Origin of the sequence: Sphingomonas sp. (assembly GCF_965248875.1) — a bacterium.
GTDB lineage: Bacteria > Pseudomonadota > Alphaproteobacteria > Sphingomonadales > Sphingomonadaceae > Sphingomonas.
Genome location: NZ_CBDFKR010000007.1, coordinates 198,877 through 221,631, shown reverse-complemented (window position 1 = coordinate 221,631; position 22,755 = coordinate 198,877). Strand labels below are relative to the sequence as shown.

The window sequence follows — 22,755 nt, the reverse complement described above, 5'->3', positions numbered from 1 at the left end:
CGCGCGGCCCGTGCCATCCTGCCCTGCAGCAGGAGAACGGGCATGAGGATCAGCGCGCGCAATCAGCTGCCCGGGATTGTCGCGGCGGTGACGCCGGGCGCGGTCAACGGGACGGTCAAGGTCGACATCGGCAACGGCCTCCATGTCACCGCCAGCATCACGGAAGAGGCGATCGCCGAACTGGCGCTCACGCCCGGCGATGCGGTGACCATCATCGTCAAGGCGAGCGACGTGCTGATCGGGAAGTGAGGCGGGTCGGCGCGCTGCGGCTCAAGCTGCAGCTGGTGTGCCGCAACGGCTACGCGCTCGGGCCGGGCAAGGCGGACCTGCTCGACGCGATCGGGCGCGAGGGGTCGATTTCCGCGGCGGGCCGCGCGCTGGGGATGAGCTATCGCTGCGCCTGGCTGCTGGTGAACGAGATGAACCGCTGCTTTACCGAGCGGCTGGTCGATACGCAGCCCGGCGGCGGGCGCGAGCGCGGGCGAAGCTGAGCGGCGTGGGGCGGCAGGTGCTTGGCGCCTCCCGATCGCTGGAGGACGGGACGGCGCGGGTGGCGGACGGCGCGGCGTACCGGGTCCTGGCGGCGCATCTGCGCGACGCGCCCGCCACCGCCGGGGAATGATCGCCCGCCGGCGCTTCCGCCGCTCGCGCGAGGCTGTATACGGCCGAATATAGCAGCCGAGAGGCCCGTCGGGCCGGTCGGCGATCGCGTTCACATTATCGTTGGCGGGCGGGCAGGAGGAGCAGCCCTGGCTCTGGAACAGCTCCACCAGGACGGGGTGTGCGGCGGTCCCACCGGTGGTCGCAACCGGCGCGGTTCGCGCGGCGGCGGGCGGATCGGCGGCCCCGCATCCCGTCAGCACGGCGCCGAGCAGGGGCGCGAGCGGAGGAATGAGCCTGAACAGGGACATGAGCGGCTCCGTTGACGACGGGCGGCGATCGGCCGGGGGCGGGCCGGATCGCGGCGAAATGGCCGGCGGAAAGGGCAAACGCCGGCTCGCCTCTGTTCGGCTGCGGCCGTCCGCTGGTTACATCGCGCGGCGCACCGCGGTCGCATGCTGGTGGGTCCGCCGGGGCTCGAACCCGGGACCTCTCGATTAAAAGTCGCTTGCTCTACCGACTGAGCTACGGACCCATCAGCGGGCCGCAGCTAGGCACCGGCCGCCGCCGGGTCAACCGCGCGTGGAGCTGCCGCATCGACAACCCGGTCACCGGGTCGCGCCAGCCCGGCGCGATCGCGGCGAGCGGTCCGAGCACGAAGGCGCGTTCCCGAAACCGGGCGTGCGGCAGCCGCAGGTCCGGCGACCGCCAGCCGCCGCCCGACCACAGGATCAGGTCGAGGTCGATCACCCGCGCGCCCCAGCGCCGCCCGCGCCGCCGCCCCCAGCCCTTCTCGATGGCCTTCAGCGCCGCCAGCATCGCAGGCGGATCGAGGCTGCTGTCGACCATCGCCGCCGCGTTGGCGAAGCGCCGCGCCGACGGCCCGACCGGGGCGCTGGCGATCACCGGCGAGGCGGCGCGCACCCCGGGCAGCGCCGCGATCGCCACCGTGACCGTCCGGCGCGGGTCGCCGTAACGGCTCCGCCGGTTGCCGCCGAGCGCGATGAGATAGGTTGTCGCCGCCACCCGCGCCGCTTACCCGCAATCGGATGCTCAGCCCACTCTCGCCGCTGCCCGCGACCGAGCCGCCGCGCGACTGTCCGCGCTGTCCGCGGCTGGTCGCGTTCCGCGACGAACTGCGCGGCGAGCACCCCGGCTGGTGGAACGCGCCCGTCCCGGCCTGGGGTGATCCGCAGGCATGGCTTGCGATCGTCGGGCTCGCGCCCGGCAAGCATGGCGCCAACCGCACCGGCCGCCCCTTCACCGGCGATTTCGCGGGCGAACTGTTGTTCGAAACGCTGTCGGAGCATGGCCTCGCCACCGGCGCCTACGCCGCTGACCCGGCCGACGGGCTGACGCTCCGCGGCGCCGTCATCGTCAACGCGGTGCGCTGCCTGCCGCCCGCCAACAGGCCGACCCCGGCCGAGATCCGCACCTGCCGCCCGTTCCTCGACGCGCCGCTCGCCGCGCTGCCGCGGGTTCGTGTACTGATCGCGCTGGGACAAATCGCGCATGAATCGGCCGCGCGCGCACTCGGGCTGAAGCTGAGCGCGGCGCGCTTCGGTCATCTCGCGGAACACCCGCTGCCGCACGGGCGGGTGCTGCTCGATAGCTACCATTGCTCGCGTTACAATCAGAATACGGGCAAGCTGACCGCGCCGATGTTCGCCGCGGTGTTCGCGCGGGCGCTGGCAGTGTACGAGGGAATGGACAATGGCGCGTAAGCGGACGGCAGGCATAGTGGCGGGGGTCGCCGCCGCGACCGGGGCGCTGGCGCTGTTCTCGCATTGGGCGGGACGCCGCGCCGAGCAGCTGGCGCCGCCCGACGGCGACTTCGTCGAGGTCGATGGTGCACGGCTTCATTACGTCGCGATCGGGGAGGGGCCACCGATCGTTCTGATCCACGGCTTGGGCGGGCAGCTCCGCAATTTCACCTACGCGCTGACCGAGCGCCTGCCCGGCCACCGCCTGATTGCCATCGACCGGCCGCGGTCGGGCTATTCGACCGTTCCCGGCGGGGTGGAGCCGGGGTTGAGGGATCAAGCCGACCTTATCGCGGCGGCGATCCGGCAGCTCGGCCTCGACCAGCCGATGCTGGTCGGCCATTCGCTGGGCGGCGCGATTGCGCTGGCGCTGGCGCTCGATCATCCCGGCCTGGTCCGCGGCCTGGCGCTGATTGCGCCGCTGACCCAGCCGCAGGACGATGTTCCCGCCGCCTTTCGCGGCATTGCCGCGGCGGGCGCGTCGAAGGCGGGGCGGGCGGTGATGGCGAACCTGATCGCCGTGCCGCTCGGCGCGCTGACCGCGGCGGCGACGACGGAGGCGGTGTTCGCGCCCGAGCCGGCGCCCGAGGACTTTGCGGTGCGCGGCGGCGGCGCGCTGGCGCTGCGGCCGGGCAATATCTATGCCGCGATCTACGACATGCATGCCGCGGCGCAGGAGATCGGCGGCATGGCCGCGCGCTACGGCGAGCTGACCCTGCCGGTGTCGATCCTCTACGCGCGTGAGGACAACATCCTCGACTATCGCCCGAATGGCGAGCAGACCGCGGCCGCGATCCCGGGCGCGACGCTGCAGCTTGTCGACGGCGGCCACATGCTGCCGGTGACGCAGCCGGACGTGACGGCGCAGTTCATCAAAGACGCGGCGTAGCGCCCGTCAGATATCCTCGACCAGCCGCCCGTACAGCTCCGGCCGCCGGTCGCGAAAGAAGCCGAACGCGGCGCGATGGCGCTTGACGCGGTCGAGGTCGAGCGTCGCGGTGATCAAGCCCTCTTCCTTGCGATCGAGCGCCGCCAGGATGTCACCGCGTTCGTCAATGATGAAGCTGGTGCCGTAAAAGGTCTGGCCGTGTTCGGTGCCGACGCGATTCGCGGCGACCACCGGCACGACGTTGCTGACCGCGTGCCCCACCATCGCGCGCCGCCACAGGCGTGCGGTGTCGAGCGAGGTGTCGTGCGGCTCGGACCCGATCGCGGTCGGATAGAACAGCACCTCCGCGCCCATCAGCATCATCGCGCGCGCGGTCTCCGGATACCATTGGTCCCAGCACACGCCGACGCCCAGCTTCGCGGGCCCATCCCACACCTTGAAGCCGGTATTCCCCGGCCGGAAATAGAACTTCTCCTCATAGCCCGGCCCGTCGGGAATATGGCTCTTGCGATAGACCCCCTGCACCGCGCCGTCGGGCCGGACCATCGCCAGCGAATTGTAGTGATGCGGCCCGTCCGCCTCGAAGAAGCTGGTCGGTATCGTGACTTTGAGCTCGGCGGCGAGCGCCTGCATCGCCAGCACCGCCCGATGCTCGCCGACCGGCTTCGCGTTGGCGAACAGCCCTTCGTCCTCGACCCGGCAGAAATATTCGCCCTCGAACAGCTCCGGCGGCAGCACCACCTGCGCACCGCGCGATGCCGCCTCGCGGACGAGGCGAGAGACGTTGGCGATATTACGCTCGATGTCGGGCGTAAAGCCGAGCTGGAGCGCGGCGACGGTGATGGTGGTCATGAAACGCCCCATAGCGGCGGGCGGCCCGCTATGGCAGGGTCTTGCCGACCCGGAGCCGCCACATGACCGATCCGCCCCTCCTGCACTTCCAGCCCGCGGTGCCGATTCTGTTCGTGCGCGACGTTGCGACCGCCGCCCGCCATTACCGGGACCAACTCGGCTTCGCCATCGACTTCCTCCACGGCGAGCCGCCGTTCTATGGTGCGGTAGCGCGCGGCGCGGCGTGCCTCCATCTGCGCCATGTCGGGAAGCCAAACTTCGGCGACCTCGCCGCGCGCGAGCCGTCGCTCATCCTCGCGACGATCGCCGTGGACGATGTCGACGTGCTCGCGACAGAGCTGGCCGGGCGCGGCGCGACGATCATCCAGCCGCTCGCCGACCAGCCCTGGGGCGGCCGCGACATCCAGGTCGAGGACCCGGACGGCAACCGCCTGTCGTTCGTCACCTATCGCGCGGCACGCTGAACGGAGGCGGGCAGCTGCTGCGAGATGCAGTGAAAGCTGCCCCCGCCGGTCAGGATCGCGTCTGCGCGCAGGCCGACCGCCTCGCGCCCCGGAAACAGCACGCCGATCGCGGCCACCGCCGCCGCATCGTTCTCCGCGCCGTACAGAGGCACCACCACCGCCGCGTTGCCGATGTAGAAGTTCATATAGCTCGCCGGCACGATCTCCTCGTCGCGCAGCACGCGGCCGGGCGAGGGCACGGGCGCGACCGTCAGCCCGCCCGCTTCCGCGTCGCGCCGCGCATGCTGATAGACCTGCCAGTTCGGATCGTTCTCCGCCGCCGCCGGCACCGCCAGCACGCCCGGCGCGACGAACCGCGCAAGGTTGTCGACATGTCCATCGGTATGGTCGTTGAGCAGCCCGTCGCCCAGCCAGACGACCTGGTCATAGCCTAGGTCGGCCAGCAGCCGCGCCTCGATCTCGACCTGCGGCATCAGGCCGTTGCGGTTGGGGTTGAGCAGGCATTGCTCGGTCGTGACCACCGTTCCCGTGCCGTCGCCGTCAAGCGCGCCGCCCTCCAGCACCCAGTCGTGGCCGCTCGCCGGCAGCCCGCGGGCCCGCGCCAGCCGCGCGCCGACGCTGTCGTCGTCGGGCAGATCGTATTTCCCTCCCCAGCCGTTGAACCCGAACAGCCGCGCCACGCCGTCGCCGCCGACGATCGGCCCCGTATCGCGCAGCCAGATGTCGCCGAACGGCTCGACCACCACCTGTGCGAACGGCGCCGCCCGCTGCGCCGCGATCCCCGCCTCGGCGTCGGCGGCGACCAGCAGCACCGCCTCGCCCCGGCCGCCCGCGTGCACCGCGCGCGCGAACGCCGTGACCTCGGCGCGCGCCGGCTCCAGGTCGTCGCCCCACAGCTCCGGGTGGCTCGGAAAACCGATCCACACGGCCGCGTGCGGCGCCCATTCTGGTGGAGGGGGGAGCGTCATCGCTCGCGTCCTACCCGCTCCGGCACCGGCCGAAAAGCGGTCAGCCGTTCGCAGGCGCCGCTCCACCGACGGCGCGGCCGGTCCGCTCCAGCTTGCCCCAGCCGACGCTGGGCCCCCGGATCGCCTGCACCAGCGCCTTCAGCACGACGTAGTACATCACCTGCCGGTAAGCGATCCGCTGCGGCACCAGCAGCCACAGCAGCCGCCAGCGCTCGCGCCGCTCCAGCGCAAACGCGATCACGCCGGCAAGCATGTCGATTGCGGTGAACAACAGCCAGAAGGCGAGCATCCGCCCGACATCGGTTTGCGTCTGCGCCCAGCCATGCTCCTGCACGCGCTGCACGGTGCCGATGATGCTGAGGATCAGCGCCAGGTCGATGATCGGCGATACCGCGGCGAGCGCGATCTGGAACACGATCGCCTGCGGCAGCCCGACCAGCGCCAGCCCGCGCGGGCGGCCGAAGATCAGCGCGCCAGCGTGCTTCCACAGGCATTGCAGTGTCCCGAACGCCCAGCGGAACCGCTGCTTGGCAAGCCCGCGCAGGCTCTCCGGTGCCTCCGTCCAGGCAACGGCATATTGATCGTAGCGCACGGCCCACCCCGCGCGCTGGATGGCGATGGTCAGATCCTGATCCTCGGCCAGCGTGTCGACCGGATAGCCGCCGACGGCGCGCAGCGTCTGCGTCCGCCACGCCCCGACCGCGCCCGGCACCACCGTCATCGCGTTGAGCCAGGCGAGCGCGCGCCGTTCCAGATTTTGCGCGGTGACATATTCCAGCGCCTGCCAGCGGGTGACCAGGTTCACGCGGTTGCCGACCTTCGCGTTGCCCGCCACCGCGCCGAGCCGCGGGTCGGCGGCGAACCAGCGGGCGAGCCGCGCGATGGTCGTGGTCTCGAACTGCGTGTCGGCGTCGAGCGCAATGACGATCTCGTCCTCGACCTCGGCCAGCGCGGCGTTGAGCGCGCGCGCCTTGCCGCCATTCTCCAGCTGCACCAGCCGCACTCGCGGTTCGTCCGCATAGGCGGCGCGGACGACCTCTGCGGTGCCGTCCTTGGAGCCGTCGTCGATCACGACCACCGACACCGCGACGGTGCGGCTGTCGAGCACGCGGCGCACCGCCCGGTCGATCACCCGCGCCTCGTTGAAGCAGGGGATGAGCACGGTCACCCTGGTCGCGGGATCGATCGGCGGGAACCGCTCGCGCGATTCGCGTCGTGCCTGGAGCAGCGCCAGCCCCGACAGCACCACCGCGCGCGCGATGCCGAGCGAGATCGCAATCGTGAACAGCCAGCCCAGCGCCTCGGTCAGCCAGCCGAGCGTCAGGAACAGCGCCAAATCCCAGCGCGCGGCGCGCAGGTCGCCCGCGGTCAGCATCGGATTGACCTGCGCGGTCTTCAACCCAGCCAGCGTCGATACCGGCACGAAGCGATAGCCGCGCGCCTTCAGCGCCTCGATCAGCAGCGGCAATGCCGCGACCGTCTGCGCCCGATCGCCGCCCGCATCGTGGAGCAGCACGATGTTGCGGCTGCAGTTCGCCGCGGTGTCCGGGTCGCAATGCACGGGCGCATTGACGATCGACTGCACGGTCTCGTCGACGATCGCCTGCACGCCCGGCCGCTTCCAGTCGCCCGGATCGACATGCAGCCCGACCGACAGATAGCCCATCGCCTGCGCATCCGCGACCGGATCGATTTCGTCAGCCGTGGTCGGCTCCGCGTCACCGAAATAGGGGGCGCGGAAGAAGCGCAGCGAATGGCCGGTGAACGCCTGAAACAACCGCTGCGTCGCATTTAGCTGCAGCCGCGTCTGCGATTCGGTGCTGCGCGCCAGATTGGGGTGGGTGTAGGTGTGACTCCCTACCTCATGCCCCTCCGCCAGCTCGCGGTTGAGGAGGCCGCGCTCGGTCAGCGCATTCTCGCCGACGATGAAGAAGGTCGCCGACACGCCCTCGCGCTTCAGCACGTCGAGGATGCGCGGCGTCCAATAGCCGTCGGGCCCGTCGTCGAAGGTCAGCGCCACCAGCCCCGGCCGGAACCCCGTCCGCTGCACCTCGTAAGGGCTGGGTAGGCTCAGGAAGCGCTCGTCGACGATGATGCCGTGCGCGTCCGTCTGGATGGTGCGGCGGCCCTCGGTCGGGCGCGCACCGATGCGCAGGATTTCGCCCTGTCCCTCGATGTCGACGTCGGTGCCCCCCGGGATCGTTTGCACGGTAGCGGCCGCCGGCAGCGTCGGATTGTCGCGGCCGAACAGGTTCCACAGCGACGGGTCCTCGCTGCCCAGCCGCCACAGCGCGATTGAGCGGATGCCGCGGGTGTGCAGCCAGGCGACCTGGTTGCGGAAGGTGGCGGCGTCGGCCAGCCACACGTCGTGGTGCACGCCCTCCTCGTCATAGCTGTAATGGCTGTTGCCGCTGGCCGCGTCCCATTGCGGCATGACCTCTGAATCATGCGCGTTGAGCCACGCCTCGTCGACCGACATCGCGTCCGTATCGGTCGATCCGCTACGCCAGTTATACGCATAGGAGCCGACCGCCACCACCAGCCGGTCGGGGGGCACCAGCGTCTGGGCGTGCGCCACCATCTGTTCGAACCAGGCCGTCGACGCGATCGGCCCCGGCTCGCCGCCCTGATAATGCTCGTCATAGGCCATCAGGAACAGCTTGTCCGCGACCCGCGCATAGGCGGCCAGGTCCCAGTCGGGGTCATCCGCCGGCACCGCGATCGCGACGATCCAGTGCCGCTGCGCAAACCGCGCATGCGCCTCTGCCAGGAACTGACGGAAGAAGGGATGTGCGGCCGCGGGCAGCTCCTCGAAATCGAAGAACGCGCCGTCGGCGTGGTTGGCGGCAAGCAGCGCTTCGACCCGGTCGAGCGTCGCCTTGCGCGCCCGCGGATCGCGCAGCAGCGCGGTCATTCCCGGCCCGTCCCATTCTCCCTCCAGCGCGTTCTGGATCATCGGCAGGATCAGCGGCCGGTGCTGCGCATGCGCGATGATCGCGTGGCCGCGCGGATCGGCGAAGGGCGTGACGACGTGGGTCGGCCCGGTGATCGACAGCCAGCCGGGGATCAGCCAGTCCAGCTCCTCGATATGCCGCTGCAACGACGCGGCGCTGGCGTCGTCCCACGGTGCGTGAAAGGCGATCGCGAGCGGGCGATTGGGGTCCGCCTTGTCGCCGTCCCACAAGCGGCCTAGCCCTCGCACCGTCTGGCGCAAGGCCCGTCGCGGATGGTGGAGAACATCGTTCTGCACCGCCGCCGGTGCGCTGCGGCCGATCGTGAAGGGCAGCTGCGGCTGCGGCGTCACCTCCAGCACCGTCGCCGCAAAGGCGACCCCGGCGAGCAGGAGCAGCAGCACGAACGCGACGACGCCCCAGCGGAACCGCCGCCGCCGCCGCCCCGTCGCATCGTAGAAGACCGAGTTCCCCGCCACCGCCGCCCTCTTCCCGCAACCGCCGCGCCGCCTCAAGTGACAAGCGCGTCAGCGCAACGCGATTTCGCTTGCGCGCTGGCCGGGGGCGGGCATCAATGCCGTCTAGGCGACAGGAAGAGGTCGCGGCAGGGGATGATCATGACACGGGGCAAGCTGACGATGGCGGCGCTGATCGCGCTGGCGATGGGCGCGAGCGGCTGTTCGCGGATCAACCACCTGTTCGGCCGCGACAGCGGCGGCGACAATGCGCAAGCGCTGGCAAACGCGCCCGCCGCGGTCTTTCCGACCCCCACGCCGGCCCCCAGCGCCTCGCCGACCACCGCTGCGGCGGCGGCGGGCTTCAGCCCGGCGACCGCGCCGGTCGGGCAGGAGCCGCCGGGCGCGTTCCCCTTCTTCGGGCTGCTGCAGGGCTATGCGCCGTATGACACCAACCTCAACCATGACGGCTTCGTCGGGCCCAATCAGATCAACGCCAATTACGACCATTACGAGTTCTTCGACGGGACGAAGCTCATCACGGTCGAGGGCAGGCTGCGCACGGTGGAGGCAGTCGGGACCGGCCGCTCCTTCTTCGAGGCCCAGAAGAATTACGAGAAGCTGATCCACGATCTCGGCGGCGTCACCGTCTGGGAGGGACCGGGCCAGGCGATGGCCGACCGCCATCTCGACTTCGCCGAGCGCCGTCACCGCAACCGCTACGGATCACTGCCGTGGGAAAAGATGGGCGTGTACATGCTCCGCACGCCGACCCGCGAAATCTGGCTGGAGGTGTACAACACGAATGATGAGCACCCGAACAATTACTGGCTGACGATCGTCGAGAAGAAGACGCTCGACGTCAGCGCGCAACTGCTGCCCGCCGCCGCGATGAAGGCGGCGCTCGACACCGCCGGGCATGTCGCGCTGTATGTCAATTTCGATACCGACCGGACCGCAGTCCTGCCCGCATCGCAGCCGCTGCTCGCCAATGTCGTGCAACTGCTGAACCAGAATCCCGGGCTCAAGCTGACCATCGAGGGCCATACCGACAATGCAGGCACGCCCGCGCACAACCTGACCCTGTCGCAGGGCCGGGCGAACGCGGTGATGGGGATGCTGATCGCGCAAGGGATCGACCCCGCGCGGCTGCAGGCGCATGGCATCGGCCAGGCGCGCCCGATCGCCGACAACACGACCGACCAGGGCCGCGCGAAGAACCGCCGGGTCGAACTCGTCAGGAACTGACGGCCGCGGGCGACGCGCCCGCCTCAGCACGCACGGGTCAGCGCGCCTCCGCCAACAGGCGCGCCGACTCGGCCGTCGACCAGTCGCGTCCGCCCGCCACCCGCCACACTTCCCTGCCCGCCGCGTCGTAGAGGATCGTGGTCGGCAGGTTGGCGGGCAGCGTGGTGCTGACCGTCATGCCGCCGTCGAGTAGCGGGCGCAGGTTGGCGAGATGCCTGGCGGCGAGGAACGGCCGCACCTTGGCGGCATCCTCGCCCTGATCGATCGCCACCGCCACGCGACCCGCCGCGGCGCGGTCGAGCGAGGGCAGCTCGGCCACGCACGGCGCGCACCACGTCGCCCACAGATTGACCAGCAGCGGCTTGCCCGCTTCACCCGCCCGCGACACGGCGTGACCCTCCAGGTCGGTCAGCCGCACCGCGGGCAGCGTCTCGCCGCGATGGCTGCGGTCGACCGCGCCCGCCACCGGCTGGGCTGAGGCAGGGGCGGGCGCACTCGGGTTCGCTTGCTCCGCCGGGGCGGCTTGCCTAGAGCAGCCCGCGGCGACGAGAAGGAGACCCGCCATCGCCGCGCGCCCCGACCACGAGCCTCCCGACCAAGCGTCCAGCCGAAAAGAGGACATGACCGGCTCCAACCAGATGTGGGGTGGCCGCTTCGCCGAAGGGCCGGCGGCGGTGATGCGTGAGATAAACGCCAGCCTGCCCTTCGACAAGCGGATGTGGCGCCAGGATCTGCGCGGCAGCCGCGCCCATGCCGCGATGCTGGGTGCGCAGGGGATCGTCGACGCCGACGCCGTCGCGCGGATCGTCGCCGGGCTGGTGGAGGTCGAGCAGGGCTATGCCGAGGGCGGTGTGCCCGATGACCTCGCGCTCGAGGACATCCACATGCTGACCGAGGCGCGGCTGGCCACCGCGATCGGCCCTGACGCCGGCCGCCTCCACACCGCGCGCAGCCGCAACGACCAGGTCGCGACCGATTTCAAGTTGTGGGTGCGCGACGCGATCGACGAGGTCGACGCCGCGCTGACCGGGCTGCAGCGCGCGCTCCTGACCCGCGCCGACGAACATGCCGCCAGCGTCATGCCCGGCTTCACGCATCTCCAGTCCGCGCAACCGGTGACGCTCGGCCATCACCTGATGGCCTATCACGAGATGCTGCGCCGCGACCGCAGCCGCTTCGCCGCAGCGCGCGCGCGGCTCAACGAGTGCCCGCTCGGCTCGGCGGCGCTGGCGGGGACCGGTTTTCCGATCGACCGCGCTGCGACGGCGGCGGCGCTCGGCTTCGACCGGCCGACCGCCAACAGCCTCGACGCGGTCAGCGATCGCGACTTTGCGCTCGACTATCTCGCCGCCGCGACGCAGGCTGCGCTGCACCTGTCGCGCCTCGCCGAGGAGTTCGTGCTGTGGGCGTCGCAGCCGTTCGGCTTCGTCGCGCTGTCGGACCAATGGTCGACCGGCAGCTCCATCATGCCGCAGAAGCGCAACCCCGACGCCGCCGAGCTGGTCCGCGGCCATGCCGGGCGGATCGCGGGCTGCCTGGTCGCGCTGACGGTGACGATGAAGGGGCTGCCGCTCGCCTATTCCAAGGACATGCAGGACGACAAGCCGCCGGTCTTCGAGGCGCACGACCTGCTTGGGCTCAGCCTGGCGGCGATGACCGGGATGGTGGCAACCGCGGCCTTCCGCACCGAGCGGATGCGCGCCGTCGCCGAGGCCGGCTTCTCCACCGCCACCGACCTGGCGGACTGGCTGGTGCGCGAGGCGGGTGTGCCGTTCCGCGAGGCGCACCACATCACCGGCCGCGCAGTGCGCGCGGCGGAAGAGGCCGGCGTCGCGCTCGCCGCGCTGCCGCTCGGTACGCTGACCGCGATCGACGCACGGATTTCGCCCGGCGTGTACGACGTCCTCAGCGTCGACGCCTCGGTTGCGAGCCGGACCAGCTACGGCGGCACCGCCCCCGCCAATGTGCGCGCAGCGATCGCCGTCGCGCGAAAGGAAATCGGATGAGGCGTCTCCTGCTGCTGCTTCCCCTCCCGCTTGCTGCCTGCGGCTCCGCGGTCGGGCTGAAGGCCGCGCCGGGCGCGCCGCTGCCGGTCGCACCTTATGGCGCGCGCGCTATTCCTGCCCCGACCGACCTCATCACCCCGACGCAGCAGCAGCGTCCGCAACGCTCCGACGAACTGCTTAAAAGCTCCGAACAGCGCCGCTCGGATGATTTCGACCTGCCACCCGACGACGCGGGCGGCGCCGGCAATGCGGCAGTCGCCAATATGACGGGCAACGGCAGCTAGGGTGGATCATTTCAGCTATCGTGACGGTGTCCTGCACGCCGAGGATGTGCCGCTGCCTGCCATTGCGGAAGCGGTCGGCACGCCCGTCTATGTCTATTCGGCCGCGACGTTCCGCCGCCATGCGCGCGTTTTCCGCGAGGCGCTGAGCGCCCTGCCACGCGTCCATCTGGCCTATGCGATCAAGGCCAATCCCAACCTCGCCGTCCTCCGCCTGATGGCGAACGAGGGCTATGGCGCCGACGTCGTCTCCGCGGGCGAGATGAAGCGCGCGCTCGCCGCAGGGATGCCCGCGGCGGCGATCGTCTTCTCGGGCGTCGGCAAGACCGAGGCCGAGCTCGCGGCCGCGCTGGATGTTGGGGACGGAGCCGGCATCGGCCAGTTCAACCTGGAGCTGGAAGAGGAAGGCGAAGTCCTCGCCCGCCTCGCCGCCGCGCGGGGCATCGCCGCTCCCGCCGTGCTGCGCGTCAACCCCGATGTCGATGCGGGCACCCACGCCAAGATATCGACCGGCAAGAAGGGCAACAAGTTCGGCGTGCCGATCGATCAGGCCGCTGCGATGTACGCGCGCCTGTCGCTGCTGCCCGGCCTGTCGCTACGCGGCGTCGCGCTTCACATAGGCAGCCAGCTGGCCGACCTTGCTCCGCTGGAAGCCGCGTTCGGCCGCGTCGGTGCGCTGGTGGCGCAGATCCGCGCCGCCGGTCACCGCGTCGACCGCGTCGACCTCGGCGGCGGCCTGGGCGTTGCCTATCGCGAGGGCGAGCGCCTGCCGACGCCCGCCGATTACGGCGCGATGGTCGCGCGCGCCTGCCGCGGCTGGGATGTCGAGCTGCAGTTCGAGCCGGGCCGTGTGATCGCGGGTAACGCGGGCGTGCTCCTGACCCGCGTCATCTGGGTCAAACCGGGCGGGGATCATCCCTATGTGATCGTCGACGCCGCAATGAACGACCTCGCTCGGCCGGCGCTTTACGATGCGTGGCATGACTTCGTCGCCGTCGCCCCGAGCGGCACGCGAATGGTCGCGAACATCGCCGGTCCCGTCTGTGAGACCGGTGACACATTCGCGCTCGCCCGCGATATCGACACCGTCGCGTCCGGCGATCTAGGGGTGTTCCGCACCGCCGGTGCCTACGGCGCAACGATGGCGTCGACCTACAACAGCCGCGCGCTGGTGCCGGAGGTGCTGGTCGACGGCGGCCGCTTCGCCGTGGTCGCCGATCGCGTCAGCCCGGAGTCGCTGATCGCGGCGGAACGCGTACCGGAATGGCTTTAGCGCCGCGCACGCCATGACCTGGCCCGGCCTGCCGATCCTGGTGAAGGTGGCGGGTCGTCCCGTCATCCTGCTCGGCGCGGGCGAGGCCGCGGCCGCAAAGCGGCGCCTGCTGAAGCGGGCAGGGGCGCTGATCGTCGAGGATCATCCCGAAGCCCGCCTCGGCATCGTCGCGATCGAGGACGAGGGCGAGGCAAAGGCCGCCGCCGCCCGCCTGCGTGCACGCGGCGTCCTCGTGAACGTGGTGGACCGGCCGTTCCTGTGCGACTTCACCCTGCCCGCGATCGTCGATCGCGCGCCCGTGCTGGTCGCGGTGGCCACCGGCGGCGCGTCCGCGGGGCTCGCGGCGGCGCTGCGCCAGCGGCTGGAGGATCTGTTGCCCGCGCGGCTCGGCGCCCTGGCGGCCGGGTTGTTCGCCCGCCGTGCCGCGGTGCGCGCGCGGCTGCCCGACCCCGCCGATCGCCGCCGCGCGCTCGCCGACGCCTTCCGGCCCGGCGGCCGTCTCGATCCGCTCCTGCCGCCCCTCTCAGGCGATGAGGAGGGCTATGAGGAACAGCTCGACCGATGGGTCGCCGATCCGATGCGGCCTGCGGCGGGCCTGGAAGCGGTGGTCGCCATCAGCAGCGCCGATCCCGATCAGCTCACCGTCTGGCAGACGCGGGTACTGGCCAATGCCGATCGGGTGTTTCATCATCCCGCCGTGCCCGCCGCCATCCTCGACCGCGCCCGCGCCGACGCCGTTCGCATCGCCGCGCCGATGCCGCAGCAGGACGGCCAAAGCACCGGCATTCGTGTCTATCTGGACTGGATCGCGCCCGCGGCGTGGGCGGGAGACGACGAATGAGCGGGTTCGGCTATGCGATCAGCGGCGGCAAGGGCGAAAAGCTGTCCGTCAAGGCAGCGTTGGCGAAGGCGGCGGAGCTGACTTGGGTTCACCTCAATGTCACCACCGAGCATGCGCAGAGCTGGCTGCGTGAGGAAGCCGAGCTGGACGGCTATGTCGTCGACGCCCTCACCGCCACCGAGACCCGGCCCCGCTGCGAAGCGTTGCCCGACGGCGCGCTGGTCAATCTGCGGGGGCGCTCCAACGAAGCGATGTCCTCGTCAGACCCGCTCGCGTCGGTACGGATGTGGGGCACCAAGGGACGAGTCATCTCCGTGTCGGACCGGCACCTGATCGCCACCGATGCGGTCGAGGCGGCGGTGGGGCGCGGCGATGTCAAAGACCCGGGCGACCTGATCGCCGCCTTTGCGACCGCGATCACCAGCGATCTCGATCCGGTCGTCGCCGAACTTGGCGACAGCCTCGACGATTGCGAGGAGAAGCTGTCCGCCGACGCCATCTTCGACCTGCGCCGCAACGTCAGCAGGGTGCGCGTCGCCGCGATCGGCTATCGCCGCTTCCTGGCGCCGCAACGCGCGGCGCTGGAGAAGCTGGGCACGCTGCCGGGCGACTGGCTGGAGGATGACGATCGCCTCCACCTCGCCGCCGCCGCCGATCGCGCGGCGCGGATGGCGGAAGAACTGGAGAGTATCCGCGAACGCTCCAGCGTCATGCACGACACACTCAGCGACCTGCGCGCCGAACAGCTCGACATGCGCAGCCTCATCATCGCGGTGGTGGCGATGGTGTTCCTGCCGCTGACCTTCATCACCGGCTTCTATGGCATGAACGTGAAGGGGCTGCCGGGCGCCGACGCGCCGCACGCCGCGGAATGGATCACCTTCTGGTGCGCGGTGATCGCGTTTGGCATCACCGGCTGGTTCGTCCGGCGGCACTGGTTCCGCGGCTAGGCGGCCCTCGCCTGCCGCCAAGCGCCTGCAATCTCAGCCAGCGTCGTCGCCGTGTCGCGGAACGGCGCGGGGTCATCCCCCATCGCCGCGTCCAGCACCGTCGTCCGCGCGCCCGCATAGAGCCGCGCCAGCGTGACCGACACGTCGGCGCCACGGTCGAAGTCCAGCCCCGCCTCCAGCGCGAACAGGATCGCGGTCGCGCGCGTTACGCGGTCGCTCTTGATTCGGTACTGGCGATGCTCGGCCGCATGCGCCGCTGCGCGCAGCGCCGCGACCAGTTCCTCGTACAGCAGCTGGACCAGCGCTGGCCCGTCCGCGGTGGCGGTACGGCCCGCAACGTCGACCTGACGATAGGTGGCGGCGGGATCGCGGAGCAGTGCCGATGCGTACATCAGCTGCTCTTGTTCCAGGCATCGACCTGCTGCTTGATGAAGTCCTGCGTCGACTTGTAGGCGGCGACGCGCGTGTCCATCGCCGCGAATTGCTTGGTCAGCCGGTCGCTCATTGCGGCGGCGGCGTCGGTGGCCTTGGCCTGCAGCGTCGCGACGTCGCTTTGCTGCGTCGTCGCACGGCTGGTCTCCGCATCGAAACCATAGGTGCGGTCGGCGGCGCGGGTAGCGATCGCGCCCAGCGCGGCCGAAAGGCCGCCGTTGCTGGCCCCGGCGCCATCGGCGAACATCGCTTCGACCGCTGCGGGGTAGCTGGTGAGCATGCGGGTCAGCAGCGTCGGATCGACCGTCAGCGTGCCGTCGCGGTTGGTCTTCACCCCGATGTCGCCCAGCGTCCGGGGCGCACCGGCTGGGTTTGCCGCCAGCACCGTGGTGGTCATCGCGCCCAGCTGCCGCAGCAGCGCGCCCGCGGCGGGATCGTTGTGGAGCGCGCCGGTCTTGGGATCGAGGTCGCTCGCCAGTTCGGCATGCAGCTGGTTGTAGGTCTCGACGAAGTCGCTCACCGCCTGGCTTATGCTGACGGTCGGCGCGCTCGTGCCCAGCACCGTCGAGCCGGTCGCCTTGAGATCGAGCCGGACGCCGGTCAGCAGATCGGCGACGCTGTTGGTGGCGCGGTGATAGGTGGCGCCGTCGAGCACCAGCTCCGCATCGGCCGCGGTCGTGCCGGCCGTCGTGCCGGTCGCGCTGCCGCCGACCGACAGATCGGCTAGGCTCATACCGGCCGCCGCCGAATCGCCGTCGCCGCCCGTGATCGTGAACGCGTTGGCGGCGCCCGTCGCGCCCTTGACCGTCAGCCGCGCGCCGCCGCCGTCGGTGATGACGGTGGCGGTCAGGCCGAGGCCCGCCGCATTGATCTTTGCCGCCACGCCGTCGAGCGTCGCATCGCTCGCCCCGATCGTCAGGGTTGTGGTCGTACCGCCCAGCGTCACGTCCAACGTGCCCTGCCGGAACGGTGCGGTGCGCGACACGGCGGTGTTGGTCGTCGCCGCCTGCGCGCTCGCCAGCCGGTTGACGGTCAGCGTCGCCGCCAGGCCCGCGACCCCCGCGCCGGTGCCGGTCACCGCGGCCACTCCGGCCGCCGAACTGATTGGCTGGGTCTGCAGCGTGCCGCCCTTGACCAGCGTGCGCAGCGCGGTGTCGAAGCCGCTGATCCCGCTCTTCAGCTTGCTAAGCCCGGAAATCTGCGCGGTCAGCGTGTCGGCACGCTTGGTCAGCGACGCATTCCGGGCGGCGAACTGCGCATCGACCAGCGCCGCCACGATCGCGGCGGTGTCGAGGCCGGAGCCGGAGCCGAGCGTCTTGACGATCGATGCCGTGCTGCTGGTCGCGGTGGTGCTGGTGGTCGTCATGGCTGCTGCTCAAAACGACCGCGGCGGCGGCAGGTTTAGGCGGTCGCCACGCCGTTTTCGTCGAACCGCGCCGCCCTGGGCACCTCGACCGGCGGCGGTGACCCCCCGGCGGCGGCGTTGAGGTTGAAGACGAAGGCCAGCACGGTCGCGATGGCGAGGTACAGGTCGTCGCGCACCTCCTGCCCCTCGCGGCTGGTGTAATAGATCGCGCGGGTGAGCTGCGGATATTCGAGCACCGGCACCGCCGCCTCGCCCGCCAGTTCACGGATCGCCAGCGCGGTCGCGCCGCGGCCCTTCGCCACCACCACCGGCACCTGATCGCGGCCGCGGTCATAGCGCAGCGCGATCGCGAAATGAGTCGGGTTGGTCAGCACGACATGCGCCTCGGCGATTGCCTTGCGCGCGCCCTTGCCGAGCATCGCCCGCGCACGGGCGCGCTGCTGCGCCTTGGTCTCCGGGTTACCCTCGCTCTCCTTGTGCTCGTCTTTGATATCTTGCTTGCTCATCTTCAGCTTGGCGAGCAGGCGGACCAGCTGCACCGGCACGTCGACCGCGGCGATCGCGACCAATCCCGCCGCCATCGCGAACAGAAGCCCGGTGAACGTGCTCCCCAACTGGCCCAGCGCCGCGCCCAGATCCTCGCGCGCCAGCTGCGGCACGCCCTGCGCGACGCGCTTCAGCATGAACCAGCCGATCGCGCCGAGCAGCACCAGCTTCAGGACCGACTTTCCCAGCTCGATCCACCCCGCCGGGCCGAAGATGCGCGCCAGCCCCGATGCCGGGTTGAGCCGCGACGCCCTGGGCAGCAGCAGCTTGCCGTTGATCCCCGGCGCGCCCAGCCCGACCTGGCTCATCACCGCCGCAGCGATGCTGATCGCAAACAGCGTGAGGAGCGACGGCAGCAGCGTCGTCCCCGCCTCTGCCAGCGGCCGCCACGGGGAGAAGTCCTCGACATCGGCATGGCTGAACTGGAACGACGCCGTCATCACCGCCTTGCACGCGCGCATCAGCGACGGCCCGAACGCCCACAGCCACACCGCCCCCGCCAGCACCACCAGCGCGGTGGCAAAGTCGCGGCTGCGCAGGATCTGCCCGTCCTCGCGCGCCTTCTTCAGGCGTTTGGGGGTTGGCGCCTGGGTGCGCTCCATATCGCTCATCGCGCGACCACCAGCGATTGCGTCGCGGCGAGGCCCTCGCGGACGATGACCTGCATGTAGTCACCCATCGCCGGAAAGGCGATCGCGAGCGCAACGACCCCGACCGCGAGGCTCGCAGGCAGCCCGACCGCGAACAGGTTCAGCGACGGCGCGGCGCGGCTCATCATGCCGACCACCATGTTGAGGCAGAGCAGCAGAAACCCGACCGGCAGCGCCAGCAGCAGTCCCGCCAGAAAGGCATAGCCGCCGAACAGCGCCACGCCCTTGATCCGGTCCGCCGATAGCCACGCCGCGCCCGGCGGCAGCACGTCATAGCTCCGCACCAGCATGTCGACGAGCACCAGGTGGCCGTCCATCGACAGGAACAGCAGCGTCAGCATGATCGAGAAGAACTGCCCCAGCGCCGGCGTCGACCGCCCGTTCTGGGGATCGATCATCGTCGCGAAGCTCAGCCCCATCGCGCTGCCGATCACCTCGGAGGCGACCAGCGGCCCGGCAAAGGCGATCTGCAGCACGAAGCCGAGCGACAACCCGACCAGCGCCTCCCCGAAAACGGACATGAAGGTGGCAAGCGAGAACACCGTCGGCGGCGCGGCGACCGGATGGACGCCCAGCACCAGCACGCCGATCGCCGCGGTCAGCCCGACCCGCGCGGGTAGCGGCACGCCGACCGCGCCGAACACCGGCGCGACGATGAACGCTGCCCCGATCCGCACCATCACGAATACCAGCGCCCAGAGCTGCGGCTCGATCGAAAGGCCGAAGCCTAGCATGGCGCAGCGCGCGCGCGGCCACGCCCGCGCTCCTCGCGCCAGCCCGGCCGGCGAGCAGGCGCCGCCTGACCCGTTCGACGACGCGGCTTTGCCGCGGCGGGCCCCTTCCCCTGCACTACTTGACGAGATCCGGGATGCGCTCGAACATGCCGATCGTGAAGTCGGTCAGCAGCCCCAGGATCAGGCTGCCGAAGATCAGGATCGAGAAGCCGACCACCACCAGCTTGGGGATGAAGCTGAGCGTCTGCTCGTTGATCGACGTCGCCGCCTGCACCATGCCGAGCAGCAGCCCGGCGAGCAGCGCGGGCACCAGGATCGGCGCGGACGCGAGCGCCAGCACCCACATCGTCTGGTTGGCGATGGTCAGGAAGTAATCGGCGTCCATGGCGCTGGTCCGTGAGCGAGGAGAGGAAGGTGCAACGGCGCTTCAGGTGACGAAACTGTTCGCCAGGCTGCCCATCATCAGCGCCCAGCCGTCGACCAGCACGAACAGCAGCAGCTTGAACGGCATCGAGATGATCGTCGGGCTCATCATCGCCATGCCCAGGCTCATCAGCACGGTGGCGACGACCAGGTCGATGACGATGAAGGGCAGGAAGACGAGGAAGCCGATCTGGAACGCGGTCTTCAATTCGCTGGTGACGAACGCCGGCAGCAGCACGGTGTACGGGATGTCGTCGGCGCTGCGGTACGGGCCGGAATGCGCCATCTGCGCGAACAGCGTCACGTCCTTGACCCGCGTCTGCTTCGCCATGAACACGTGAAAGGGCTTACCCGCGGCCTCGATCATTGCGGTGCCGCCCAGCTGCCCGGCGGCATAGGGCTGGATCGCAGTGCGGTTCACCTCGCTGATCGTCGGGCCCATTACGAAGATCGACAGGAACAAGGACAGCCCGATCAGCACCTGGTTGGGCGGGGTCTGTTGCAGCCCCAGTGCCTGACGCAGCACCGACAGGACGATGATGATCCGCGTGAAGCTGGTCATCATCAGGACGAGCCCGGGCAGGATCGTCAGCAGCCCCATGATGATGAGGACCTGCAGCGAAAGGCTCAATCCCTGTGATTGACCCTGACCGTTGCCGCCCAGCTGCCCCAGCGCGCGATCGACCGCGTCGCCAACCCCGGGGCCGACCCCCGGCGCGGCGGGCGCGGCCTGAGCGAAGGCGGGCGCGGCGAGCAGCAGGGCGATCAGCAGTGCGACGCCGATCAACGCCCATTTCACCACCCGCGCCAACGTCGTGCGCGGCGCCTCGGTGCCGGTGCGGAACAGCGCCGGGCCGGGGCCGCGCCTCGTGACGGTGACGCTCACGCGCCCGCGCCGTTTGATTTGTCGACCAGCTGGACGCCGCCGCGTCCCACCGAAACGAGCAGGCGCCTGCCCTCGAAATCGAGCACCGCAAGCCGCAGGCCCGGCGAGATCATCATCGTTTCCTTGACCTGGATCAGCCGCGTCGTCGGCTTGCCCGGCATCCGGCTCTCCAGCCGCCGCCACAAATACAGACAGCCGATCATCAGCCCGCACACCAGCGGCAGCAGCACGACCAGTTTGAGGATATAGGTCCACAGCATCGCGCGTCAGCCGGCCCGTCCGGACTGAACCTTGTCGGGGTTGACCAGCTCGGTCATCCTGACGCCAAAGCGATCGCCCACCGTGACGACTTCGCCGCGGCCGATCAGTGTGCCGTTGACGAACACGTCGAGCAGCTCGTTGGCCTGGCGATCCAGCTCGATCACCGAGCTTTCGCCCAGCGCCAGCAGCTCGCGCAGCGTCAGCTCGGTCGAGCCGATCTCCACCGTCAGCTTGACGTCGACGTCCTGGAGCAGCCGGAAATTGCCGGCGAGCGCCGCATCGCCGAGGCCGATCGGCGGAAAGCTGCCGGTCATGTCGTTCATGCGTTCATTCCTTCGATGCGGGCAAGCTGGGTGAGGCGGATGGCGGCGCGGCCGTTCGACGTGCCGACGGTGCCTGCGCCCAGCACGCTGGCGAGACGGTCGCGCCCGACGATGACGGGCACGTCGGCGGTGACGCTGATCGGGATGACGTCGCCCAGCTTCAGCTCGAGCAGCGTCTGGAGCGGCACCACCGGTTCGGCGAGCACGGAGCGGACGGAGAACTTGACCGCCATCACCGATCGCGCGAGGCCCGACCGCCAGGCCGGATCCGGTTCGGCCTTGTCGAGCACCTTGCCGGTCAGCGTCGCGGCATGCGGCTTCAGGCTGCCGACGGGATAGAGGATGTCGACGAACACGGGCGTCCCCGCGCTGGTCGCGAGGCCGAAGCGAGTGACGACGCACGGGTCGTCGCCGTCGATCCCGGCCAGCATCGCGGCGTTGACCTCGACCCGGCGCGGGACGAACTCCTGCGCGGCGAGCGGCTCCCACGCCGTCTTGAGCGGCGCGGCCAGCATCGTGCCCAGCCGCGCCACCAGCGCCTCGGCCGCGGGCGAGAACTCGGCCGGAAGCTGGCCGGGCGTGGCGCCGGTGCCGCCGAAGAACAGGTCGAGCACTTCGAGGACGAAGCCGCCGTCGAACACCAGCAGCGCGGCGCCCGCCTGACCGGCCGGTCCCCTCATCGTCATCGGCAGCCACGCGGTCAGCCGGTCGGGACGCTCCGCGCGATAGTCGGCGAAGCGCTGGACGCTGAGCGGCTCCGCCCAGCTGCGCACTTCCTGCCGCAGCAGCGGCTCCCACACCGCCTTGAGCGCCCGCGCCAGCCGCGCCGACAGATGCTGCAGCGTATGCAGGTCGCCGAACGGGTTGAGCTTGGGGGTACCCAGCGCGGACGGCGCGGCCTCGGCGCGAAAGCGCTCGCGCCGCTCGTCTCCATCCGTTGCCCGGGCATTAACCATGCCTCACTGAACAACGAAACTGGTAAAGTAAACGTTACTGATGCCGCCGAAACCCTCCTTTTGCCGGAGCGTGGCGTTGATCGCCTGGACCAGGCGATGCTGGAGCTGTTCCTTGCCCTGGCTGGTGAAGACCTGTTCCTCGGTCGTGTCGCCCAGCGTCATCAGGATCGCCGAGCGGACCGCGATTTCGTTGGTCTTGAGGTGATCGATCACCGTCTGGTCGTATGGCGTCGACACCGCGACGCCGACCTGGACGAAGTGGACGGACTCGCGCAGGTTGGAGGTGAAGTCCTTGTCGAGCGAGTAATAGTTCGACGCATAGGGATCGCCGCCCGCGCCGTGCGGGGTCGGCTGGCCGCCGGTCGCGGCATGGCCCTCGCTGTCATGGCCGCCCGCTCCCTCGCCCGCCGGCGCATGCTGCTGCTCGCTCTTGGGGACGAGGCGCGGTCCGGCGGGTGCGGCGGCGGCGCTGCTGCCGTGCATGAAATACAGGCTGCCCGCAACGCCGCCGCCGACCAGCACCAGCAGCCCAAGGATCATGACGATCAGCTTCCCCTTGCCCTTCTTCTTGGGCGCGTCGGCGGTGTCGGCCGCATCGGCCTTGGCGGTCTTGGCGTCGCTCATGGTTCAGCTTCCT

At 70.4% G+C, this 22,755-nt stretch carries 26 protein-coding genes, 1 tRNA gene and 1 pseudogene; 11 read left to right on the top strand and 17 right to left on the bottom strand.

The genetic code is table 11. From position 1 onward, the window contains the following. The first annotated feature begins 42 nt into the window (after positions 1 to 42). Both ACP2AD_RS05860 and ACP2AD_RS05855 read left to right on the top strand, forming a co-directional pair. A complete protein-coding gene (locus ACP2AD_RS05860; protein WP_425229142.1) occupies positions 43 to 249 on the top strand; it encodes a TOBE domain-containing protein in 207 nt (68 codons plus the stop codon). After that, complete coding sequence (locus ACP2AD_RS05855; RefSeq protein ID WP_425229141.1) at positions 246 to 491, top strand: winged helix-turn-helix domain-containing protein; 246 nt, start codon at positions 246 to 248, stop codon at positions 489 to 491. The genes ACP2AD_RS05860 and ACP2AD_RS05855 overlap by 4 nt, the downstream gene beginning before the upstream one ends. Positions 492 to 704: 213 nt before the next feature. Here the strand turns inward: ACP2AD_RS05855 and ACP2AD_RS05850 are convergent. From ACP2AD_RS05850 to folK, 3 genes and pseudogenes are all read right to left on the bottom strand, one after another. Next, a pseudogene (locus ACP2AD_RS05850) lies at positions 705 to 911 on the bottom strand (DUF1223 domain-containing protein); the annotation flags it as partial. A gap of 148 nt (positions 912 to 1,059) precedes the next feature. Further along, positions 1,060 to 1,135: transfer RNA gene (locus ACP2AD_RS05845), tRNA-Lys, on the bottom strand. After that, entirely contained in the window at positions 1,126 to 1,626 is a 501-nt protein-coding gene (gene folK / locus ACP2AD_RS05840) for a 2-amino-4-hydroxy-6-hydroxymethyldihydropteridine diphosphokinase (RefSeq protein ID WP_425229140.1), read from the bottom strand. Before folK ends, ACP2AD_RS05845 begins: the two co-directional genes overlap by 10 nt. Before the next feature lie 23 nt (positions 1,627 to 1,649). Between folK and ACP2AD_RS05835 the strand changes: the two genes are divergently transcribed. Together ACP2AD_RS05835 and ACP2AD_RS05830 are read left to right on the top strand one after the other, a co-directional pair. Further along, positions 1,650 to 2,324 (top strand): uracil-DNA glycosylase, encoded by a 675-nt coding sequence (locus ACP2AD_RS05835; protein ID WP_425229139.1) that lies wholly within the window; start codon positions 1,650 to 1,652, stop codon positions 2,322 to 2,324. After that, complete coding sequence (locus ACP2AD_RS05830; protein WP_425229138.1) at positions 2,314 to 3,252, top strand: alpha/beta fold hydrolase; 939 nt, start codon at positions 2,314 to 2,316, stop codon at positions 3,250 to 3,252. The genes ACP2AD_RS05835 and ACP2AD_RS05830 overlap by 11 nt, the downstream gene beginning before the upstream one ends. A gap of 6 nt (positions 3,253 to 3,258) precedes the next feature. On the opposite strand, the gene aguB is transcribed toward ACP2AD_RS05830, so the two are convergent. Then, the gene (aguB, locus tag ACP2AD_RS05825; RefSeq protein ID WP_425229137.1) at positions 3,259 to 4,104 is read right to left on the bottom strand and encodes an N-carbamoylputrescine amidase; all 846 of its coding nucleotides are present in this window, start codon (positions 4,102 to 4,104) and stop codon (positions 3,259 to 3,261) included. Positions 4,105 to 4,166: 62 nt separating this feature from the next. Between aguB and ACP2AD_RS05820 the strand changes: the two genes are divergently transcribed. Next, positions 4,167 to 4,568 (top strand): glyoxalase superfamily protein, encoded by a 402-nt coding sequence (locus ACP2AD_RS05820; protein ID WP_425229136.1) that lies wholly within the window; start codon positions 4,167 to 4,169, stop codon positions 4,566 to 4,568. Here ACP2AD_RS05820 and ACP2AD_RS05815 read toward each other — a convergent pair. Together ACP2AD_RS05815 and ACP2AD_RS05810 are read right to left on the bottom strand one after the other, a co-directional pair. Next, positions 4,550 to 5,536: an agmatine deiminase family protein gene (locus ACP2AD_RS05815; protein WP_425229135.1), complete on the bottom strand. Its 987-nt coding sequence runs from the start codon at positions 5,534 to 5,536 to the stop codon at positions 4,550 to 4,552. The two genes, ACP2AD_RS05820 and ACP2AD_RS05815, sit on opposite strands and share 19 nt — an antisense overlap. A gap of 40 nt (positions 5,537 to 5,576) precedes the next feature. Continuing rightward, positions 5,577 to 8,966 carry a glycosyltransferase gene (locus ACP2AD_RS05810; RefSeq protein ID WP_425229134.1) on the bottom strand — a complete coding sequence of 1,130 codons (3,390 nt, stop codon included), beginning with the start codon at positions 8,964 to 8,966 and terminating at the stop codon, positions 5,577 to 5,579. A gap of 138 nt (positions 8,967 to 9,104) precedes the next feature. Here ACP2AD_RS05810 and ACP2AD_RS05805 point away from each other — a divergent pair, with 138 nt between their 5' ends. Beyond that, entirely contained in the window at positions 9,105 to 10,190 is a 1,086-nt protein-coding gene (locus ACP2AD_RS05805; RefSeq protein ID WP_425229133.1) for an OmpA family protein, read from the top strand. 37 nt (positions 10,191 to 10,227) lie between these two features. Here the strand turns inward: ACP2AD_RS05805 and ACP2AD_RS05800 are convergent, their stop codons facing one another. Continuing rightward, on the bottom strand, positions 10,228 to 10,656 hold the full coding sequence (locus tag ACP2AD_RS05800; RefSeq protein ID WP_425229132.1) for a TlpA family protein disulfide reductase: 429 nt from the start codon (positions 10,654 to 10,656) through the stop codon (positions 10,228 to 10,230). Between the two features lie 172 nt (positions 10,657 to 10,828). Between ACP2AD_RS05800 and argH the strand changes: the two genes are divergently transcribed. The 5 genes from argH to ACP2AD_RS05775 are packed head-to-tail and all read left to right on the top strand — an operon-like array spanning position 10,829 to position 15,541. Continuing rightward, positions 10,829 to 12,196: an argininosuccinate lyase gene (gene argH / locus ACP2AD_RS05795; RefSeq protein WP_425229227.1), complete on the top strand. Its 1,368-nt coding sequence runs from the start codon at positions 10,829 to 10,831 to the stop codon at positions 12,194 to 12,196. Further along, positions 12,193 to 12,480: a hypothetical protein gene (locus tag ACP2AD_RS05790; RefSeq protein WP_425229131.1), complete on the top strand. Its 288-nt coding sequence runs from the start codon at positions 12,193 to 12,195 to the stop codon at positions 12,478 to 12,480. The genes argH and ACP2AD_RS05790 overlap by 4 nt, the downstream gene beginning before the upstream one ends. 1 nt (position 12,481) lies before the next feature. Then, entirely contained in the window at positions 12,482 to 13,750 is a 1,269-nt protein-coding gene (gene lysA / locus ACP2AD_RS05785) for a diaminopimelate decarboxylase (RefSeq protein ID WP_425229130.1), read from the top strand. Positions 13,751 to 13,763: 13 nt separating this feature from the next. Then, a complete protein-coding gene (locus ACP2AD_RS05780; protein ID WP_425229129.1) occupies positions 13,764 to 14,591 on the top strand; it encodes an NAD(P)-dependent oxidoreductase in 828 nt (275 codons plus the stop codon). Next, positions 14,588 to 15,541, top strand: a complete 954-nt coding sequence (locus ACP2AD_RS05775) for a zinc transporter ZntB (RefSeq protein ID WP_425229128.1) — start codon at positions 14,588 to 14,590, stop codon at positions 15,539 to 15,541. The genes ACP2AD_RS05780 and ACP2AD_RS05775 overlap by 4 nt, the downstream gene beginning before the upstream one ends. Here the strand turns inward: ACP2AD_RS05775 and ACP2AD_RS05770 are convergent. The 10 genes from ACP2AD_RS05770 to ACP2AD_RS05725 form a co-directional block, all read right to left on the bottom strand. Beyond that, positions 15,538 to 15,933 carry a flagellar protein FliS gene (locus ACP2AD_RS05770; RefSeq protein WP_425229127.1) on the bottom strand — a complete coding sequence of 132 codons (396 nt, stop codon included), beginning with the start codon at positions 15,931 to 15,933 and terminating at the stop codon, positions 15,538 to 15,540. The genes ACP2AD_RS05775 and ACP2AD_RS05770 overlap by 4 nt on opposite strands. Next, a complete protein-coding gene (fliD, locus tag ACP2AD_RS05765) occupies positions 15,933 to 17,339 on the bottom strand; it encodes a flagellar filament capping protein FliD (protein ID WP_425229126.1) in 1,407 nt (468 codons plus the stop codon). Before fliD ends, ACP2AD_RS05770 begins: the two co-directional genes overlap by 1 nt. A gap of 35 nt (positions 17,340 to 17,374) precedes the next feature. Next, positions 17,375 to 18,496 carry an EscU/YscU/HrcU family type III secretion system export apparatus switch protein gene (locus tag ACP2AD_RS05760; protein WP_425229125.1) on the bottom strand — a complete coding sequence of 374 codons (1,122 nt, stop codon included), beginning with the start codon at positions 18,494 to 18,496 and terminating at the stop codon, positions 17,375 to 17,377. Beyond that, a complete protein-coding gene (gene fliR, locus ACP2AD_RS05755) occupies positions 18,493 to 19,269 on the bottom strand; it encodes a flagellar biosynthetic protein FliR (RefSeq protein WP_425229124.1) in 777 nt (258 codons plus the stop codon). Before fliR ends, ACP2AD_RS05760 begins: the two co-directional genes overlap by 4 nt. A gap of 115 nt (positions 19,270 to 19,384) precedes the next feature. After that, positions 19,385 to 19,654, bottom strand: coding sequence for a flagellar biosynthesis protein FliQ (gene fliQ, locus ACP2AD_RS05750; RefSeq protein ID WP_425229123.1), 270 nt, complete (start codon positions 19,652 to 19,654; stop codon positions 19,385 to 19,387). Between the two features lie 42 nt (positions 19,655 to 19,696). Further along, complete coding sequence (fliP, locus tag ACP2AD_RS05745) at positions 19,697 to 20,494, bottom strand: flagellar type III secretion system pore protein FliP (RefSeq protein WP_425229226.1); 798 nt, start codon at positions 20,492 to 20,494, stop codon at positions 19,697 to 19,699. An 80-nt stretch (positions 20,495 to 20,574) separates the two neighbouring features. Beyond that, positions 20,575 to 20,838 carry a flagellar biosynthetic protein FliO gene (locus ACP2AD_RS05740; protein ID WP_425229122.1) on the bottom strand — a complete coding sequence of 88 codons (264 nt, stop codon included), beginning with the start codon at positions 20,836 to 20,838 and terminating at the stop codon, positions 20,575 to 20,577. Positions 20,839 to 20,844: 6 nt separating this feature from the next. Beyond that, entirely contained in the window at positions 20,845 to 21,162 is a 318-nt protein-coding gene (fliN, locus tag ACP2AD_RS05735; protein ID WP_425229121.1) for a flagellar motor switch protein FliN, read from the bottom strand. After that, positions 21,159 to 22,118: a flagellar motor switch protein FliM gene (locus ACP2AD_RS05730; RefSeq protein ID WP_425229120.1), complete on the bottom strand. Its 960-nt coding sequence runs from the start codon at positions 22,116 to 22,118 to the stop codon at positions 21,159 to 21,161. The genes fliN and ACP2AD_RS05730 overlap by 4 nt, the downstream gene beginning before the upstream one ends. A gap of 3 nt (positions 22,119 to 22,121) precedes the next feature. Next, on the bottom strand, positions 22,122 to 22,742 hold the full coding sequence (locus ACP2AD_RS05725) for a flagellar basal body-associated FliL family protein (protein WP_425229119.1): 621 nt from the start codon (positions 22,740 to 22,742) through the stop codon (positions 22,122 to 22,124). Between the last annotated feature and the right edge of the window lie 13 nt (positions 22,743 to 22,755).

Coding starts and splice junctions, on each gene's coding strand:
- ACP2AD_RS05860 (WP_425229142.1), top strand. CDS start 43: ATGAGGATCAGCGCGCGCAATCAGCTGCCCGGGATTGTCGCGGCGGTG.
- ACP2AD_RS05835 (WP_425229139.1), top strand. CDS start 1,650: ATGCTCAGCCCACTCTCGCCGCTGCCCGCGACCGAGCCGCCGCGCGAC.
- ACP2AD_RS05830 (WP_425229138.1), top strand. CDS start 2,314: ATGGCGCGTAAGCGGACGGCAGGCATAGTGGCGGGGGTCGCCGCCGCG.
- aguB (WP_425229137.1), bottom strand. CDS start 4,104: ATGACCACCATCACCGTCGCCGCGCTCCAGCTCGGCTTTACGCCCGAC.
- ACP2AD_RS05820 (WP_425229136.1), top strand. CDS start 4,167: ATGACCGATCCGCCCCTCCTGCACTTCCAGCCCGCGGTGCCGATTCTG.
- ACP2AD_RS05815 (WP_425229135.1), bottom strand. CDS start 5,536: ATGACGCTCCCCCCTCCACCAGAATGGGCGCCGCACGCGGCCGTGTGG.
- ACP2AD_RS05805 (WP_425229133.1), top strand. CDS start 9,105: ATGACACGGGGCAAGCTGACGATGGCGGCGCTGATCGCGCTGGCGATG.
- argH (WP_425229227.1), top strand. CDS start 10,829: ATGTGGGGTGGCCGCTTCGCCGAAGGGCCGGCGGCGGTGATGCGTGAG.
- ACP2AD_RS05790 (WP_425229131.1), top strand. CDS start 12,193: ATGAGGCGTCTCCTGCTGCTGCTTCCCCTCCCGCTTGCTGCCTGCGGC.
- ACP2AD_RS05780 (WP_425229129.1), top strand. CDS start 13,764: ATGACCTGGCCCGGCCTGCCGATCCTGGTGAAGGTGGCGGGTCGTCCC.
- ACP2AD_RS05775 (WP_425229128.1), top strand. CDS start 14,588: ATGAGCGGGTTCGGCTATGCGATCAGCGGCGGCAAGGGCGAAAAGCTG.
- ACP2AD_RS05770 (WP_425229127.1), bottom strand. CDS start 15,933: ATGTACGCATCGGCACTGCTCCGCGATCCCGCCGCCACCTATCGTCAG.
- fliD (WP_425229126.1), bottom strand. CDS start 17,339: ATGACGACCACCAGCACCACCGCGACCAGCAGCACGGCATCGATCGTC.
- ACP2AD_RS05760 (WP_425229125.1), bottom strand. CDS start 18,496: ATGAGCGATATGGAGCGCACCCAGGCGCCAACCCCCAAACGCCTGAAG.
- fliR (WP_425229124.1), bottom strand. CDS start 19,269: ATGCTAGGCTTCGGCCTTTCGATCGAGCCGCAGCTCTGGGCGCTGGTA.
- fliQ (WP_425229123.1), bottom strand. CDS start 19,654: ATGGACGCCGATTACTTCCTGACCATCGCCAACCAGACGATGTGGGTG.
- ACP2AD_RS05740 (WP_425229122.1), bottom strand. CDS start 20,838: ATGCTGTGGACCTATATCCTCAAACTGGTCGTGCTGCTGCCGCTGGTG.
- fliN (WP_425229121.1), bottom strand. CDS start 21,162: ATGAACGACATGACCGGCAGCTTTCCGCCGATCGGCCTCGGCGATGCG.
- ACP2AD_RS05730 (WP_425229120.1), bottom strand. CDS start 22,118: ATGGTTAATGCCCGGGCAACGGATGGAGACGAGCGGCGCGAGCGCTTT.
- ACP2AD_RS05725 (WP_425229119.1), bottom strand. CDS start 22,742: ATGAGCGACGCCAAGACCGCCAAGGCCGATGCGGCCGACACCGCCGAC.